We start from the raw sequence: 17,587 nt of genomic DNA on the forward strand, positions 1-17,587 counted from the left end.
AAGGGCGCGCGCCCTAAAGCGCGCTAAAATAAGGGCAGGTTTCCCTGCCCATTAAATTCTTACTTTTTAGCACGCTCTTCGAGCATGGCTACTGCTGGCAGTACTTTACCTTCGACGAATTCGAGGAATGCGCCGCCGCCAGTAGAGATGTAGGAGATTTTGTCAGCAATGCCGAACAGGTCGATTGCTGCCAGGGTGTCACCACCGCCTGCGATAGAGAACGCTTCGCTGTCTGCGATGGCATTAGCAACGATTTCAGTACCTTTGCGGAAGTTCGGGAATTCGAACACGCCAACCGGGCCGTTCCACAGAATGGTTTTCGCATTCTTCAGGATGTCAGCCAACTGCTGTGCAGAAGCGTCGCCGATGTCCAGGATCTGTTCGTCTTCTTTAACGTCGCTAACGGATTTCAGAGTAGCCGGTGCGGTTTCAGAGAATTCAGTCGCTACGCGAACGTCGGTCGGAACCGGAATGTCGCAAGTGGTCAGCAGACGCTTAGCTTCGTCAACGAGATCTGCTTCGTACAGAGATTTGCCCACGTTGTGGCCTTGAGCAGCAACGAAGGTGTTCGCGATACCACCGCCAACAATCAGCTGGTCAGCGATTTTTGACAGGGAGTCCAGAACGGTCAGTTTGGTAGAAACTTTAGAACCACCAACGATAGCAACCATCGGACGAGCAGGTTCTTTCAGCGCTTTACCCAGTGCATCCAGCTCGGCAGCCAACAGCGGACCTGCACAAGCTACATCGGCGAATTTACCGATACCGTGAGTAGACGCCTGCGCACGGTGAGCAGTACCGAAAGCGTCCATAACGAATACGTCGCACAGAGCAGCATATTTTTTGGACAGTGCTTCGTCGTCTTTCTTCTCGCCTTTGTTAAAGCGAACGTTTTCCAGAACAACCAGTTCACCGGCAGCGACTTCAACGCCGTCCAGGTAATCTTTTACCAGGCGAACCGGAGCAGACAGTTTGTCTTTCAGGTAGTTAACAACCGGCAGCAGAGAGAATTCTTCGTTGTACTCGCCTTCGGTAGGACGACCCAGGTGGGAAGTTACCATCACTTTAGCACCCTGTTTCAGGGCCAGTTCGATGGTCGGCAGGGAAGCACGAATACGTGCATCGCTGGTTACTTTCCCTTCTTTAACTGGTACGTTCAGGTCCGCACGGATAAAAACGCGTTTACCAGCCAGATCCAGATCGGTCATCTTAATTACAGACATGGTGAATCCTCTCGTTGATTCATAAAGTTTTGTCGACGCTCAAGCGTCGAGCCTGAAACCAATAGCAGCCATCGCTAACGTCGTGTCGAGCATACGGTTAGCAAAGCCCCATTCATTATCACACCAGACCAGCGTTTTGATCAGGTGAGCGCCACTCACGCGCGTTTGCGTACCATCAACGATGGCGCTGTGCGGGTCGTGGTTAAAATCTACAGAGACCAACGGTAATTCCGTATAGTCAACTATACCATGAAATGCACCCTGTGCTGCTTTTTGCAGCAACTGGTTGACTTCACTGGCTTTTACTGGTTTTTTCACCGTCACGCTTAAGTCGATCGCCGTCACATTTATGGTTGGTACACGCACCGCAATCGCTTCAAAACGATCGTTAAACTGCGGGAAAATTCTCGTGATGCCCGCCGCCAGTTTAGTATCAACCGGAATGATCGACTGACTGGCCGCTCGTGTGCGACGCAAGTCAGGATGATAAGCATCAATAACCTGCTGATCGTGCATCGCGGAGTGGATCGTGGTGACGGTACCAGACTCAATGCCGTAAGCATCATCCAGCAATTTAATGACGGGTATTATACAATTCGTGGTGCAGGAGGCATTGGAAACGATCCGGTGCTCAGCGCGCAGCTGATCCTGATTAACGCCAAACACAACGGTTGCGTCGATGTCGTGACTACCAGGATGTGAAAAGAGCACTTTCTTTGCGCCGGCGGCAATATGCGCCTCTCCGTGTTCGCGACTGCCGAAGACCCCCGTACAATCCAGCACAACGTCGACACCCAGTTCGCGCCATGGAAGCGCATCGAGCGTTCGCTCATGCAGAATGCGGATCGCATCATCGCCAACGATGAGCTGGTCTCGTTCCTGACGAACATCCCAGGCAAAACGCCCATGGCTGGTGTCATATTTCAACAAATGCGCCATGCCTGCAGCATCCGCCAGTTCGTTGATTGCCACCACGGTGATTTCCGCCCGACGCCCGGATTCATACAAAGCACGAACCACGTTGCGTCCGATGCGACCGAAACCATTAATCGCTACGCGTACGGTCATAGGTCTCCTGCAAGGATTTCTCAGAAACGATGTGGCAGACAGAGTAATGCAGCAAATCGCTCAGGGAAACCTTACCTGTCGCAAACTGCGACTAATTGGTTAATTGTCGAACATTTAATCGACTGAAACGCTTCAGCTAGAATAAGCGAAACGCGGAATAAAAGGAATGATTGTCCAGCAACAGAACACAGTTATCTGACTTACGTCACATTTTAACGTTCTTCAACGCGACTTTTATTCCATATTCCAGAATTACGAATAACCGTAGCAAGATTATTTCATTGCCATGTCACAAATCCTGATTTATATCAGAAAGCGCCTTAACCCGCGTCTATATTATCAGCGCTACGTCCGAGTCTCGGAGTTCCTCAACTATGACAACATTCTATTCCCAACCATCTGAAGCTCGCTTTCATGCGCTGCGTTTACTACCCGGCGAGGAAGTCTTTTCAGCGCTACATGCGTTTATCCAGCAACATCAACTACAGGCAGCCTGGATAGCGGGTTGCACCGGCAGTTTGACCAACGTTGCTCTGCGCTTCGCCGGATGTGAAGAAACCACCTTACACACGGGGACGTGGGAAATTATCTCTCTGAACGGCACGCTGGAACTTACCGGCGAGCATCTCCATCTGGCGATTGCCGACCAGCACGGCGCGATGCTGGGCGGACACATGATGCCGGGTTGTACCGTGCGAACCACGCTGGAACTGGTGATTGGCGAGTTGGCGTCTCTGGCATTCAGCCGACAGCCCTGCGCCGTCTCCGGTTATGACGAACTGGTTATTTCATCCCGCTAACGCTTCACTTATTCGAGGTTTTCTATGGCGCGTCGCCAATTTTCCAGCCAGTCTCTGGTACTTATTGTCATTGCTATCGCCATCAACATGGTCGGCGGGCAACTCATCAGCATGTTGAAATTGCCTATTTTTCTCGACTCGATTGGCACGTTGATCAGCGCGGTGCTGTTAGGCCCGGTCGTGGGGATGCTAACCGGATTACTCACTAACCTGTTGTGGGGGCTTTTGACCGATCCTATTGCCGCCGCCTTCGCGCCTGTGGCGATGGTTATTGGACTGGTTGCCGGTTGGCTGGCACGGGCTGGATGGTTTCGCACCTTACCCAAAGTCGTGGTCAGCGGCGTGATCATCACACTTGCCGTGACCCTCGTTGCCGTGCCGATTCGCACGACCCTGTTTGGCGGCGTCACTGGCAGCGGTGCCGATCTTTTTGTTGCCTGGATGCACTCGGTCGGTCAGAACCTGGTGGAGTCCGTCGCCATCACCGTCATCGGTGCGAATCTGGTCGATAAAATCCTCACGGCAATCATCGTCTGGGTGCTGCTGCGACAACTTCCGCTGCGCACCACGCGTCATTTCCCTACGATGTCTGCCGTGCGCTAAATGCATCCGTTTACGTCGTTAACTCTGTGGGCGCTTGCCGCCTGCTCCACGCTCCTGCTGCCAGCCGGAGTGCCGCTCAGCTTGTACGGCGCCGCGACGTTCGTCAGTTTGTTATGTATGAAGGCTACGCGGTCGCGAGTGAAATACGTACTTTGGCTGATGATCCCCTTAGGGCTGGGGCTATGGCTGGTACACGGCGGATGGCTTACCGAGTGGATTAGCGGACAGCCACGCACGCCAGAGCGCTGGGCCAATGCCGTTACGCTCTGGCTGAGGATCCTGGCCATTGTGTCGACATCGCAGATATGGATGCAGTACGTACCGGTTTCGCGCTTTATGCGTGCCCTGTTCGCTTCCCGTCTGCCACCAGGCGTTGCCTACCTGTTTGCTGGCCCGCTGCTGGTGGTTGAACAACTCAAACGACAGCTGGCAATAATTCATGAGGCTCAGCGCGCACGCGGCGTACCGCTGGATGAGTCCTGGTACCAGCGTTTACGCGCCATGCCGGCATTGATTGTGCCGCTTACCCATAACGCGCTCAATGACCTGGCCGTTCGCGGTGCAGCGCTCGATATGCGGGGATTTCGCCTGCATCGCACTCGCACCACGCTTTGGGCGCCGCCAGACAGCACCTTACAACGTCTGGCCCGCTACGGCATGGCAGTTCTGATGGCGGTTGAGACCGGAGTCTGGATATGGTTACGTTAGAGCAGTTTCGCTATATTCCAACGCACGCTATGCGGCCATCCGTCTGTTACGACTTCCATTACGCCAGACCGGGTATGGTGGCTGTTTTTGGCGAGAACGGCAGCGGGAAAAGCACACTGGCGCAGCTGATGGCTGGCTGGTACCCCGATTTCCTTCCGGGAGATATTGAAGGCACAGGCACGCTCCTGGGTAATCCCATCGGGCAACTGTCGCTGGTCGAGCAGTCGAGTACCATCCAGCTTGTGCAGCAGTCACCTTACCTGCAGCTTTCAGGTTGTACTTTCAGCGTGGAGGAAGAAGTGGCATTTGGCCCGGAAAATCTCTGCCTTACTGAGGTTGAAATTATGCAGCGCATAGATGCCGCCCTGACGCTGACAGAATGTCAGCCCCTGCGCCATCGTCATCCCGGTACCCTTTCCGGCGGGGAAACCCAACGGGTAGTCATTGCCAGCGCACTCGCCATGCAGCCGAAAATATTGATTCTGGATGAAGCGTTCAGCCGCCTGACGGCGCAAGCCACGGCAATGCTGCTGGCGCGACTGCAACAATGGGCACAGGAACGACATGCTTTGGTAATACTTTTCGAACGCAACCCTTCACCTTTTCTCAGCTACTGCCAGCAGGCATGGCAGCTGCGCGACGGAGCATTGTCACCACTATGCTAACGCTAGACCAGGTCAGTTTTCGCTGGCCGAACGCCGCCGATGACTGCTTACACAATATTTCGCTGGAACTCCAGGAGGGTGAATGGCTGGCGCTAACGGGCGATAATGGGGCAGGAAAATCCACGCTTCTGCGCATCATGGCCGGGCTACTGACGCCTTCATCCGGCACAATAACCGTGCAGAATCGCGCGATTGCGCAACTGAAAAATCGGGAGCGTGCCAGGGTGCTCGGCGTATTGTTTCAGGAGGCGGAGAATCAAATTTTTCACAGCAAGGTTGCAGAGGAAGTCGCATTCGGATTACGGCTACAGAAGCTTCCGGCGACTGAAATTGCGCAACGCACAATGGCGGCGCTGCGATTATGTCAGTTAGAGGATGTCGCCGGCGTGCACCCGCTCGATCTGCATACTGCACAACGACGCATGGTTGCCGTCGCCAGCCTGGAAGCCCTCGCCCCCACTATTCTACTGCTGGATGAGCCCAGCCGGGACTTTGATGCGCACTGGCTTGGCGTCTTCGAAAACTGGCTGGCAGTGTGTCGTGCGCGTGGTGCCAGCGTTGTAGCGATCAGTCATGACGCTGCATTTACGCAGCGCCATTTTTCGCGCGTAGTACGGCTACACAACAAAAATCTCACGCCGTCCGATATGCGCCCTCAAGCGACATCTCCAGCATAAGATCTGCTGGCAGGCTATCTTCCAGCACCCGACGAACATTCGGTCCGTCGGTACGCTCATAAAATGCCTCAGCGTCAGCTTGTGAGAGTCCGCCAGCCAGTTTACGGCCTACCAGTCGCGTACGCAGCGCATTGGCTGGAGCGCGAATAAACAACGAGTAATCACAAAACTCGGCTAACGCTCGCCATCTGTCATCATTGCGCAATAACCAGTTTCCCTCCACAATCACCATCGGCGCAGTCACCCGTATGGCCTCTTCGACCGGATCGTGCTTTTGCCTATCGTATTGCGGCCAGAAGCCTTCCCCTTCCCTTATCTGGCGTAGATTCTGCGCAAGCTTATCCACATCAAAGGTTTCCGGCGCACCTTTGTATGCCCGCAGGTTATGGGCATCCAGCCAGCTGTTGTAGTGATGGAAGCCATCCATCGGCAGCGTCTGGATCTCCGGCAGACAAGGATCCTGAGCGCAGAGATATTCCCAGAAGGTAGTCAGCGTCGATTTACCCGTACCCGGTGGCGCGCAGAGAAAAACTATCGTACGTCGCTGCGGATTAGCGGCCTGTATTTTTGCCAGTTGCTGTAATAACGGTTTGTGGACGTTCTCTATCTCATCATCATGGTAATGTGCTTCAACCTGGAGCCCATTCACCGTTAGTTCGATTTTCACGGCGTTAATTCCTTTAAAATCGCCGTCACCGCCAGCGTCATTGCCGTCTTGACCATTGCGCTAAAGCGCACCTCGGACCACGCAGCAAAGTCGGCAAATTTCATTGACTCCAGCGCGCCGTACAGCGTTGCGTTGCGGGTAATACTGTTCACGTTGCTGACAAAATCCCAGGTGATGTCATCGGCAAAACCGGGAATATTATCCTGCTCGTTCAGGTACTGATAAAACTGGGAAAAATGGGTGATGTCGGCATAAAGCCATTTATCCATTTTTCCCAGCGCATAAATCAGACGTAACGCAACGTCGATATCGTCAAGCGGTCCACTCTGAGCGAGCAACGGCTTCACTGCATATTCCACGATCTCTTCATCGTTATTAACGAACAGCGACGGCAGAAAGCGCTTAATGCCCTGGAGCAAAATGTTATGTGCCGTCGTCATAAACGAAAGTAAATTATTTTGAGCATCCAGTTGCTCAAGCACATCGTCTTCTGTCAGCGTCGTCATTAGTTATCCGATAAATCACCATGAATGCAGAGAGTCTATTATATTACACGTTCGATCCGCGCCGCCGATCAGTAAAGTTTGCGTGCGCACACCATTCGCAACCTGTTGGATCCCTTTCACAAGATCGCCGCCCGTGACCCCCGTCGCGCTGAAGAGGATCTTATTTCCCCCTACCAGTTCGTCGAGCGCATAGATACGGTTAATCTCGACGCCCATTTCCATGCAGCGCTGACGTTCCTGTGCCGCAATCAGACGATTATCTGCGCTATCTCCTTTCGCCGCGCAAAAATCAATCAGTTCAGCCTGCATGTCGCCCCCCAGCGCTTTAACTGCACAAGCTGAAATAACCCCTTCAGGTGCCCCCCCAATGGTATACATCAGGTCATAGGGATTTTCCTGCATACAGGCCAACACGCTTGCGGCTACATCGCCGTCGGGCAGCGCAAAGACTTTGACGCCAAGTCTTGTCGCTTCGGCAATCGCCGGTTGAAGACGCGGTTTATCCAGCGTCACCATCCGCAGTCGCTCCAGCGGTTTGTCCAACACCTCAGCCACATTGCGCAGATTGTCTGCCAACGGCAGCGCCAGATTAATCGCCCCTTTTGCATACCGATTAACAACCAGTTTTTTCATGTACATATCAGGGGCGTGTAACAAACTGCCGCGAGGGGCAAACGCCATGACAGCCAGCGCATTGCATTGCCCCATCGCCACCATTCGCGTGCCTTCAATAGGATCGACGGCAATATCGACCTCAGGTCCAGCGCCTGTTCCCACTTCCTCACCAATCCACAGCATCGGGGCGCGATCAATCTCCCCTTCGCCAATGACGATTCGTCCGCGGATGGCAACACTGTTCAATGCTTCGCGCATTGCCGTCACGGCCAGACCATCAATCTTGTTTTTATCGCCGCACCCGGTTTGCGGCCAGGCTGCCAGCGCAGCCTGCTCCGTGATACGAAATAGCGGCCATGCCAGCGACATCATATCGCCGCCTCCCCGATATCAACGCCGAAGTGTGCCAGCAGGTATTTTTCTGCCTTTTCGTTCCAGATGCCGTGCGTTTCCTCCACCAGCAGCGCCAGCTCTTTGAATAATGGGTCAGTTTTCCCTTTCTCGGCAAAATCAGCAATGGCGGTTAGCGGCATGGTTACGCCGTTATATATCAGCTTTTTACCGCCAGGAATTGCCGGTAAATTCAATACGGTTTCCGGAACCGCATCAAGGCCGCCAATGTGCGTCACCATAAACGAGGGTTGTAGCTGGCCGGTTGCACTGAGCGCAATAGCCTCCTTCATATCATCCGTTGATCCACCAGAGGTTCCGACAACGTGAGTGCTGTTGTAGTGCACGTTGTAAAAATTAAACGGCACTTTAAAGTTGCTGTCCGTCGGACCAGCAAAGAAATTCAGGCAGCCATCTTCCGCGAGTAAATCATCGGCCATTTCAATGACTGCAGGTACTGCCGCATACACAAAGACATCATCAAAACCTGCGTCATGAGTTAACGCACGCAGCATCGTGGTCGGAGAATCCATGCCGGTCGTATTCACATAGATAAGTTCAATCCCTTTTTCTGCCGCCAGCTCAACCGGCAACAGTTTTTTAGCCTGCGCAAGTCGTGCTTCATCAATATCGACCACCACCACACGTGACGGCTGAATACTGCCGTTAATGGCATAATCAATTGCGCCGATGCCCATCGGCCCGGCGCAGGCCAGAAGCGCAATGCTTCCGCCTGGCTTAATCCCCATGCGATGCTCATAAACGTAAGGTGTGGTGTGAAAATTCGCGTTATACGCGCCAATAATGCAGCACATTGGTTCTGCCAATGAGGCGGCGGCAAAATAAGAGCCGTGGTAAGGTAAAACGCATCCCAGATTAATCGCCACCTCCGGGATAATCATATATGTCGCATTACCGCCAAAATATTCGTAGCTGTATCCCGCGGAATATCCACTTGGCAATCCCATCGCGGGTTGCAACACAAAACGCTGACCTTTCTTATATTTATCCGTCAGGTTTTTTCCTACCTCAACAATGATACCTGCACATTCATGTCCGGTAATAACCGGATGATTTTCCAGATCGTCCGGCACGCGTTTATGCTCGCTCCCCAAAGCCGCCGCTTTCCAGGTGGATAAACAAACGCTATCGGATATTACGTTTACTAACAATTCGTTATCTGTAATTGCAGGCAACTCAAATTCACGGATCCGAATATCCTGCTTACCATATATGGCAGCCACTTTCGTTTTCATACTTACTCCAAAAATAGAAGAAGGCTAGTTCGCAGTAATGCGTTTAAATAAATCGTCCAACAGAGGATCACCAATATAGTTTTTAATCAGCACTAATGGCTTTTCACTCACACGTTTAACACGACCTTCAAGACTGGCATGGGTTACAATAATATCTGCATCTTGCGGAACGTTTTCGATAGCATAGTGCGTTACATTAATATTCAATCCCGCTTTCTCCAGACGCTTACGAAACGTTGTAGCCCCCATCGCGCTGGAACCCATTCCCGCATCACAGACGAAAGCAACGCGTTTAATATTTTTATAAGAGAACTTTCCTTCCTGTTTCATCGCCTTGACGGTTCTGGCTGATTCAGCGAAGTCATCTTCAGTTTCTGTTTCTACACTCTTTTCCATTTTCAGGATTACAGAGGTAATCACAAAAGTAACAATGGTTCCCGCTGTAACGCCTGCAATGGTCGCGAGGAAAGAACCTTTTGGCGTTAATGCCAGATAGGCAAATATTGATCCTGGGCTCGGCCCTGCAACCAACCCACCGTCCAACAGGTGGAATACCCACGTCCCGCTCATTCCCCCGGCAATCATCGCAATCAGGGTTAAAGGCTTCATCAGCACATACGGGAAATACAGTTCATGAATACCACCAAGGAAGTGGATAATCATGGCGCCTGGCGCGGATTTTTTACTCATCCCTTTACCAAAAATGGCAAAGCTGAGTAACAGGCCTAACCCCGGCCCAGGGTTGGATGCCACCATGAAGAAAATCGATTTTCCCGTTTCAGAAGCTTGCTGCATTCCCAACGGATAATAGACGCCCTGATCGATAGCATTATTCAAAAAGAGGATTTTCGCGGGCTCATTGATTACAGATAGCAACGGCAGGTAACCCGCATGAACCAACGCTTCAATACACTCCTTCACAAAATTGTTGGCAATGAGAACCGCCGGGCCAATAACTTCGAATCCCAGCAAACATAAGAGCATTCCCGCAATACCCAGAGAGAAGTTATTGATAACCATCTCGAAACCAGCGGGGATGCGTTTTTCCAGCAGGCGGTCGATATGCTTAATCACCCAACCGCCAAGCGGCCCCATCACCATCGCGCCAAGGAACATCGGGATATCCGCGCCAACAATAACGCCAATAGAACCAATGCCTCCCATTACCGCGCCACGTTTCCCGCCAACCAGATGCCCACCGGTGGAGCCAATCATGACGGGCAGTAAATAAGTAATCATCGGGCCGACAATTTTGGCGAAATGCTCATTCGGCATCCAACCAGTAGGAATAAACAATGCGGTTATAAAACCCCAGGCAATAAATGCGCCGATGTTGGGAATGACCATTGCAGTCAAAAACCCACCAAAAGCCTGGACTTTGGCACGAGCAGACTTGTTTTCCATAATAATATCCTGAAAGGAAACGATGAATTATGCGAAGGCGATAATATCCGCCAGTTGTTTTTCTGATTTAGCCGCTAACAAAGCGGTTAGCGCTTCCTCTTCACATAATAATTCACTTAAAGCCTGAATAGCGCCAATGTGAGAGTCAGCATTTGCCGCCGACAATCCGATTAATAATCTGATGCCTTCATCTTCTTCGGAAAATTTCACTTCCTGTTTGAGAAGCGTTAATGACATTCCGGTTTTTAACGCACCACATTCCGGACGAGCGTGTGGCATGGCGACACCAGGCGCTAAAATATAATAAGGACCATTGTTAATCGTTGAGTCTTTGATCGCCTGAATATAATTTGAATTGACATAATGATTGGCGAGCAAGGACGACATAGAAAAGTCAATTGCCTCCTGCCAGTTCTTTGCTGAATCTTTTATTGAAATAGATGATTCGGGAAAGTAATCAATCAGCCGCATACATTTTCCTTATTTTATTTTTAGGGTACGAGTTAACGTTAAAAATAAAATACGCGTACGGCAAAATGAAATCAATCGAGGGGGAAAATACGTGCAGCGCGGAATGTCTTTTTGTGAAGCCTTTAAAAACAGTTGGTTGAGAATAGAAAAACAAAATGCAACATTAATTATGTGATATGCATTACAAATTCCAAATAACACTAAATATCATATTTGTGACTCAGATCCACAACGGGGAGTTGCACAGGGGAAATTAAATTTAATCCGATTAAAAAACGGGCCGCCTGAGCGACCCGTTTTCACCTGCAATCGAAGTTACAGCAGTTCTTTTGCTTTCGCGACCACGTTGTCTACGGTGAAGCCGAATTCTTCAAACAGCAGTTCTGCCGGTGCAGACTCACCAAAAGTAGTCATCCCGACGATGGCACCGTTCAGACCCACGTATTTGAACCAGTAGTCCGCAATGCCAGCCTCGATAGCGACGCGAGCAGAAACGGCTTTCGGCAGTACGGATTCGCGGTAGGCGGCATCCTGTTTGTCGAACGCATCGGTAGACGGCATGGAGACCACACGCGCCTTCACACCTTCGGCAGTCAGTTTCTCCCATGCCGCAACAGCCAGTTCAACTTCAGAACCGGTGGCGATGAAGATCAGCTCCGGCTGGCCCGCGCAATCTTTCAGCACGTAGCCACCGCGAGCGATATTCGCCAGTTGCTCTGCGGTACGTTCCTGCTGTGCCAGGTTCTGGCGGGAGAGGATCAGCGCGGTCGGGCCGTCCTGACGCTCAACGCCGTATTTCCACGCCACTGCGGATTCAACCTGATCACACGGACGCCATGTGCTCATGTTCGGAGTCACACGCAGAGAAGCAACCTGCTCTACCGGCTGGTGAGTCGGGCCATCTTCACCCAGACCGATGGAGTCGTGGGTGTAGACCATCACCTGACGCTGTTTCATCAGCGCAGCCATACGCACCGCGTTACGAGCATATTCCACGAACATCAGGAAGGTGGAGGTGTACGGCAGGAAACCACCGTGCAGGGAAATGCCGTTTGCGATAGCGGTCATACCGAATTCACGTACACCGTAATGGATGTAGTTACCGGCGGTATCTTCGTTGATGGCCTTAGAACCAGACCACAGAGTCAGGTTAGATGGCGCGAGGTCAGCGGAGCCGCCGAGGAATTCAGGAAGCCATGGACCGAAGGCTTCAATCGCGTTCTGAGACGCTTTACGGCTGGCGATTTTCGCCGGGTTAGCCTGCAGCTTAGCAATGAACTCGTTGGCTTTCGCGTCGAAATCAGACGGCATTTCACCTTTCATACGACGGGTGAATTCAGCAGCTTCCTGCGGGAAAGCTTTGGCATAAGCAGCGAACTTCTCGTTCCATGCGGCTTCTTTTGCCTGGCCGGCTTCTTTCGCATCCCACTGCGCGTAGATTTCAGACGGGATTTCGAACGGCGCGTATTTCCAGCCCAGCTGTTCACGGGTCAGCGCGATTTCTGCATCACCCAGCGGCGCACCGTGAGAGTCGTGAGTACCGGCTTTGTTCGGGGAACCGAAACCGATGATGGTTTTGCACATCAGCAGGGATGGTTTGTCGGTTACTGCGCGAGCTTCTTCAACTGCGCGTTTAATCGCGTCAGCATCATGACCATCTACGCCACGAACCACGTGCCAGCCGTAAGCTTCGAAACGCTTCGCGGTGTCATCGGTGAACCAGCCTTCAACGTGACCATCGATAGAGATGCCGTTGTCATCATAGAACGCAACCAGTTTACCCAGCTTCAGCGTACCGGCCAGGGAACATACCTCGTGAGAGATACCTTCCATCATGCAGCCGTCGCCCATGAAAGCATAAGTGAAGTGATCAACGATGTCGTGACCAGGACGGTTAAACTGCGCCGCCAGCGTTTTTTCAGCGATAGCCATACCCACTGCATTCGCAATGCCCTGACCCAGAGGACCGGTCGTGGTTTCAACACCCGCGGTGTAGCCCACTTCCGGGTGGCCCGGCGTTTTGGAGTGCAGCTGACGGAAGTTCTGCAGCTCGGACATCGGCAGATCGTAGCCGGTGAGGTGCAGCAGGCTGTAAATCAGCATTGAGCCGTGGCCGTTAGACAGCACGAAGCGGTCACGGTCAGCCCAGGACGGGTTAGTCGGGTTGTGGTTCAGGAAATCACGCCACAGGACTTCGGCAATGTCAGCCATACCCATCGGGGCACCCGGGTGACCGGATTTGGCTTTCTGTACTGCGTCCATGCTCAGCGCACGAATAGCATTGGCAAGCTCTTTACGTGAGGACATTTTGACTCCAGATCGGATAATGAAGGCCACGCCCTAAACGACTTGACGACAGCGCGTTTTGGGCTACGCCGGAAAAAAGTGCCAACAATGTAACCCAAGCCGCGTGTCATGTACATGGAGCATCCTTTTACCGCTTCAGAAATCTCTGGATCATGCGTGAAAGTTGCGCAATCTTCTCGCCCGCTTATTGTTCTTTTCTTTATACTTAGGCCGAGCGTCGGTTCACCTGTAAACGACGCATTTTTTAGAATAATCCTGACCTTGTGCGGAAGAGAAAAAATGAAAATTCGCGCTTTACTGCTTGCTACGAGCATGGCAGCGGCTTTGACCGGCTGCCAGAACATGGACTCAAACGGGCTGCTTTCTTCGGGCGCGGAGGCTTTTCAGGCCTACAGTCTGAGCGATGCTCAGGTAAAAGCGCTGAGCGATCAGGCCTGTAAAGATATGGACAGCAAGGCTACTATCGCTCCGAGCGGCAGCGAGTACGCTACGCGTCTTGGCAAAATAGCCGCCGCGCTTGGCGATAACATTAACGGTCAGCCGGTGAACTACAAAGTGTATATGGCGAAAGATGTGAATGCCTTTGCCATGGCGAACGGCTGTATCCGCGTATACAGCGGCCTGATGGATATGATGACCGACAACGAAGTCGAAGCGGTGATCGGCCACGAAATGGGCCACGTTGCGCTGGGTCACGTGAAAAAAGGGATGCAGGTTGCGCTGGGTACGAACGCCGTGCGGGCAGCAGCGGCTTCCGCTGGCGGTATTGTCGGCAGCCTGTCGCAGTCGCAATTGGGCGATATCGGCGAAAAGCTGGTGAACTCACAGTTCTCCCAGCGCCAGGAGTCCGAAGCGGATGATTACTCGTATGATTTGTTGCGCAAACGTGGGATCAATCCAGCCGGCTTAGCCACCAGCTTTGAGAAACTGGCAAAACTGGAAGCAGGACGCCAAAGCTCAATGTTTGACGATCACCCGGCATCCGCAGAACGTGCGCAACATATTCGCGATCGCATGAGCGCAGACGGGATCAAATAATCTGTTAACAGTGCCGGATGGCGGCGCAAACGCCGCCATCCGGCAAAAAACAGCTTACTCGCCTTTTTTCGCCGCCTGGATATACAGCATCTCCAACGCTAACGTAGCAGCCGCCAGTGCGGTGATCTCTGACTGGTCGTAGGCCGGAGCCACTTCAACAACATCCATCCCGACGATGTTCAGATCTTTCAGACCACGTACCAGTTTAATTGCACGATCGGAAGTCAGGCCGCCGATCACTGGCGTACCGGTTCCGGGTGCAAACGCCGGATCCAGGCAGTCGATATCAAAAGTCAGATACACTGGCATATCACCGACAATCTGCTTAACCTGGGCGATAATGTCATCAACGCTGCGGTCGTTAACCTGGCACGCATCCAGCACGGTAAAGCCGTTGTCTTTGTCGAACTCGGTACGAATACCGATCTGCACAGAGTGATTCGGATCGATCAAACCTTCGTTCGGCGCAGTATAGAACATCGTGCCGTGGTCGAATTCGCAGCCGTTCGCGTAGGTGTCGGTGTGGGCATCAAAGTGTACCAGCGCCATTTTACCAAAGTGCTTTGCGTGCGCGCGCAGCAGCGGCAGCGTGACAAAGTGGTCGCCGCCAAAGGAGAGCATACGCTTACCGGCAGACAGCAGCTTCTCAGCATGCGCCTGCAATTTTTCACTCATTTCACGCGCATCCCCGAACGCATAAACCAGATCGCCGCAGTCCACCACGTTCAGGCGCTCGCGCATATCGAAGTTCCACGGGAAGCGGTTGTGCTCCCAGGCCAGGTTGGTGGAAACCTGACGGATTGCCGCCGGACCATGACGCCCGCCCGCACGACCAGACGTTGCCATATCAAACGGTACACCGGTGATCACCCAGTCGGCGTCGCTATCGTACGGCATGAAGTTCATCGGCAGACGTAAAAAACCAAAGGCGTTAGAAACCAGGGAGTTGTCGTATTGATGACCTAAGGTGCTCATGTACTGACCTCTTTAAAAATCGATGAAAAAAAATCCCCTCCGCGTCGTTAAGCCCGACGAGGAAGGGATTGATTTGGTAACTGCATATTTACGGCAAATTATCGCCGTTATTTTGTACGGATTCAAGTGAGTGCCACAAATGCTGCCCCCGCGGATTCCGATTGCCGGATGGCGGCTTCGCCTTATCCGGCCTACTTTCGTAGGAACGGTAAGCGCAGCGCCACCTGACATTTATCGTTACTCATCTTCCAGATAAGTATAACCGTACAGACCGGCTTCAAACTCTTCGAGGAACTGCTGTTGCAGCTCAGCGTCCAGATCGGTGTTTTTCACCTGGTCACGGAACTGCGTCAGCAGGGTGTTCGGATCCAGCTGCACGTATTGCAACATATCTGCCACGGTATCGCCTTCATCAGAAAGCTCAACTTCCACGCTACCGTCAGGGAAGACGAACACGTCAACCGCTTCGGTATCGCCGAACAGGTTGTGCATGTTGCCGAGGATCTCCTGGTACGCCCCCACCATAAAGAAGCCCAGCATCGGCGGGTTTTCCGGATCGTATTCCGGCATCGGCATGGTCGTGGCAATACCGTCACCATCGACGTAGTGGTCGATAGCGCCGTCGGAGTCACAAGTAATATCCAATAGCACCGCACGGCGCTCTGGCACCTGATTCAGTCCTTCGAGCGGCAGTACTGGGAACAGCTGATCGATCCCCCATGCATCCGGCATCGACTGGAACAGAGAAAAGTTGACGTAAATCTTATCCGCCATACGCTCCTGCAGCTCGTCGATAATGGGACGATGCGCGCGGTTGCTCGGGTCGAGCTGTTTCTGAACGTCATGGCACATGTTCAGATACAGCTGCTCTGCCCACGCACGCTCCTGCAAGCTGAAGGTGCCAGAAGAGTAGCCCACGTGAATATCATGCAGATCCATCTGGCTGTCGTGTAGCCATTCGCGTAGCGAACGACGGGTTCCCGGCTCATGCATCTCTTGCCAGGTTTCCCACATGCTTTGCAGGGCACGCGGCGCATCGTCAGCCGGCGGCGTGGCTTCGGTATGTTCGCTACGCTCAACACCGATAATGTTAGACACCAGCACGGTATGGTGCGCGGTAACCGCACGACCAGACTCGGTGATGACCGTCGGATGCGGCAGACCATGCTCTTCACAAGCATCGCCAATGGCCCAAATGATATTATTCGCGTATTCGTTCAGGCCGTAGTTAACAGAGCAGTCAGACTGAGAACGAGTACCTTCGTAGTCCACGCCCAGACCACCGCCTACGTCGAAGCACTGGATATTCACGCCCAGCTTGTGCAGCTCAACGTAGAAACGCGCTGATTCACGTACGCCGGTGGCGATATCACGAATGTTCGCCATCTGGGAGCCGAGGTGGAAGTGCAGCAACTGAATGCTGTCCAGACGACCGCGCTCGCGCAGAATTTCCACCAACTGCAGCACCTGGTTTGCCGCCAGGCCGAATTTTGATTTTTCGCCGCCAGAGGACTGCCACTTGCCGGATCCCTGCGACGCCAGACGCGCACGCACACCCAGACGCGGAACCACATTCAGACGTTCAGCTTCATCCAGCACGATAGCGATTTCAGACATCTTCTCGATGACCAGATAGACCTTATGGCCCATTTTCTCGCCAATCAACGCCAGACGGATGTATTCGCGGTCTTTATAGCCGTTACACACGATCACGCTACGGGTCATTCCGGCATGGGCCAAAACGGCCATCAATTCAGCTTTGGAACCAGCTTCCAGGCCTAGCGGTTCACCGGAGTGGATCAGCGATTCAATCACGCGACGGTGCTGGTTGACCTTGATCGGGTAAACGAGAAAATAGTCGCCGTTGTAGCCATAAGATTCACGGGCGCGTTTAAACGCCGCGTTAATCGAACGCAGACGGTGTTGCAGGATCTGCGGGAAGCAGAATAATGCAGGCAGACGCTGCCCCTGCGCTTCACGGGCTTTCACCAACTCAGCAAGGTCAACGCGCGCTTCTGGTACGTCCGGATCCGGGCACACGCTGATGTGGCCCAGCTCATTGACGTCATAGTAGTTATTACCCCACCAGGCAATATTGTAAGTACGCAGCATCTTGCTGGCTTCCTCGGAACTCATTGCAACCTCCTGCATGGAGCGTAGTACACCGTGTTCGCCTGCTGACGAAGGCGAACCCAAAGAAATGTCGTCAGACAT

The 17,587-nt window shown here is 52.8% G+C and carries 17 protein-coding genes; 6 read left to right on the plus strand and 11 right to left on the minus strand.

Going from position 1 to position 17,587, the window contains the following annotated elements; genetic code table 11:
- Positions 1-59: 59 nt before the first annotated feature.
- Positions 60-1,223: a phosphoglycerate kinase gene (gene pgk / locus OGX99_RS13975; protein ID WP_003027032.1), complete on the minus strand. Its 1,164-nt coding sequence runs from the start codon at positions 1,221-1,223 to the stop codon at positions 60-62.
- Between the two features lie 39 nt (positions 1,224-1,262).
- Entirely contained in the window at positions 1,263-2,291 is a 1,029-nt protein-coding gene (epd, locus tag OGX99_RS13980) for an erythrose-4-phosphate dehydrogenase (RefSeq protein ID WP_003027035.1), read from the minus strand.
- Between the two features lie 374 nt (positions 2,292-2,665).
- On the opposite strand from epd, the gene OGX99_RS13985 reads away from it, so the two are divergent.
- From OGX99_RS13985 to OGX99_RS14005, 5 genes are read left to right on the plus strand one after another with little or no spacing between them, the layout of a single operon-like run.
- Positions 2,666-3,091, plus strand: coding sequence for a PPC domain-containing DNA-binding protein (locus tag OGX99_RS13985; RefSeq protein ID WP_187253178.1), 426 nt, complete (start codon positions 2,666-2,668; stop codon positions 3,089-3,091).
- Between the two features lie 24 nt (positions 3,092-3,115).
- Complete coding sequence (locus OGX99_RS13990; RefSeq protein ID WP_003027040.1) at positions 3,116-3,694, plus strand: ECF transporter S component; 579 nt, start codon at positions 3,116-3,118, stop codon at positions 3,692-3,694.
- A complete protein-coding gene (locus OGX99_RS13995; RefSeq protein ID WP_286543916.1) occupies positions 3,695-4,402 on the plus strand; it encodes an energy-coupling factor transporter transmembrane component T in 708 nt (235 codons plus the stop codon). It abuts the gene before it with no gap.
- Positions 4,390-5,067, plus strand: coding sequence for an ABC transporter ATP-binding protein (locus tag OGX99_RS14000; RefSeq protein WP_286543918.1), 678 nt, complete (start codon positions 4,390-4,392; stop codon positions 5,065-5,067). The genes OGX99_RS13995 and OGX99_RS14000 overlap by 13 nt, the downstream gene beginning before the upstream one ends.
- Positions 5,061-5,744, plus strand: coding sequence for an ABC transporter ATP-binding protein (locus OGX99_RS14005; RefSeq protein WP_151218341.1), 684 nt, complete (start codon positions 5,061-5,063; stop codon positions 5,742-5,744). Before OGX99_RS14000 ends, OGX99_RS14005 begins: the two co-directional genes overlap by 7 nt.
- Here OGX99_RS14005 and OGX99_RS14010 read toward each other — a convergent pair.
- From OGX99_RS14010 to tkt, 7 genes are all read right to left on the minus strand, one after another.
- Complete coding sequence (locus OGX99_RS14010) at positions 5,701-6,411, minus strand: nucleoside/nucleotide kinase family protein (protein ID WP_151218342.1); 711 nt, start codon at positions 6,409-6,411, stop codon at positions 5,701-5,703. The genes OGX99_RS14005 and OGX99_RS14010 overlap by 44 nt on opposite strands.
- A complete protein-coding gene (locus OGX99_RS14015; protein ID WP_016154381.1) occupies positions 6,408-6,917 on the minus strand; it encodes an MltR family transcriptional regulator in 510 nt (169 codons plus the stop codon). Before OGX99_RS14015 ends, OGX99_RS14010 begins: the two co-directional genes overlap by 4 nt.
- Before the next feature lie 15 nt (positions 6,918-6,932).
- Positions 6,933-7,904 (minus strand): class II fructose-bisphosphatase, encoded by a 972-nt coding sequence (glpX, locus tag OGX99_RS14020; RefSeq protein ID WP_151218343.1) that lies wholly within the window; start codon positions 7,902-7,904, stop codon positions 6,933-6,935.
- Positions 7,901-9,178: a zinc-binding dehydrogenase gene (locus tag OGX99_RS14025; RefSeq protein WP_187258983.1), complete on the minus strand. Its 1,278-nt coding sequence runs from the start codon at positions 9,176-9,178 to the stop codon at positions 7,901-7,903. The genes glpX and OGX99_RS14025 overlap by 4 nt, the downstream gene beginning before the upstream one ends.
- A gap of 24 nt (positions 9,179-9,202) precedes the next feature.
- Positions 9,203-10,582, minus strand: coding sequence for a PTS mannitol transporter subunit IIBC (locus OGX99_RS14030; RefSeq protein ID WP_151218345.1), 1,380 nt, complete (start codon positions 10,580-10,582; stop codon positions 9,203-9,205).
- Between the two features lie 27 nt (positions 10,583-10,609).
- Complete coding sequence (gene cmtB / locus OGX99_RS14035) at positions 10,610-11,053, minus strand: PTS mannitol transporter subunit IIA (protein WP_151218346.1); 444 nt, start codon at positions 11,051-11,053, stop codon at positions 10,610-10,612.
- A gap of 315 nt (positions 11,054-11,368) precedes the next feature.
- Positions 11,369-13,360, minus strand: a complete 1,992-nt coding sequence (gene tkt, locus OGX99_RS14040; RefSeq protein WP_187253181.1) for a transketolase — start codon at positions 13,358-13,360, stop codon at positions 11,369-11,371.
- 279 nt (positions 13,361-13,639) lie between these two features.
- Between tkt and loiP the strand changes: the two genes are divergently transcribed.
- Positions 13,640-14,398 (plus strand): metalloprotease LoiP, encoded by a 759-nt coding sequence (gene loiP / locus OGX99_RS14045; protein WP_151218347.1) that lies wholly within the window; start codon positions 13,640-13,642, stop codon positions 14,396-14,398.
- A 54-nt stretch (positions 14,399-14,452) separates the two neighbouring features.
- Here the strand turns inward: loiP and speB are convergent, their stop codons facing one another.
- A complete protein-coding gene (speB, locus tag OGX99_RS14050) occupies positions 14,453-15,373 on the minus strand; it encodes an agmatinase (RefSeq protein WP_003027056.1) in 921 nt (306 codons plus the stop codon).
- Positions 15,374-15,610: 237 nt separating this feature from the next.
- Positions 15,611-17,587 (minus strand): biosynthetic arginine decarboxylase, encoded by a 1,977-nt coding sequence (speA, locus tag OGX99_RS14055; RefSeq protein ID WP_187253183.1) that lies wholly within the window; start codon positions 17,585-17,587, stop codon positions 15,611-15,613.

This window comes from Citrobacter sp. Cu096, assembly GCF_030332285.1.
Lineage (GTDB): Bacteria > Pseudomonadota > Gammaproteobacteria > Enterobacterales > Enterobacteriaceae > Citrobacter > Citrobacter meridianamericanus.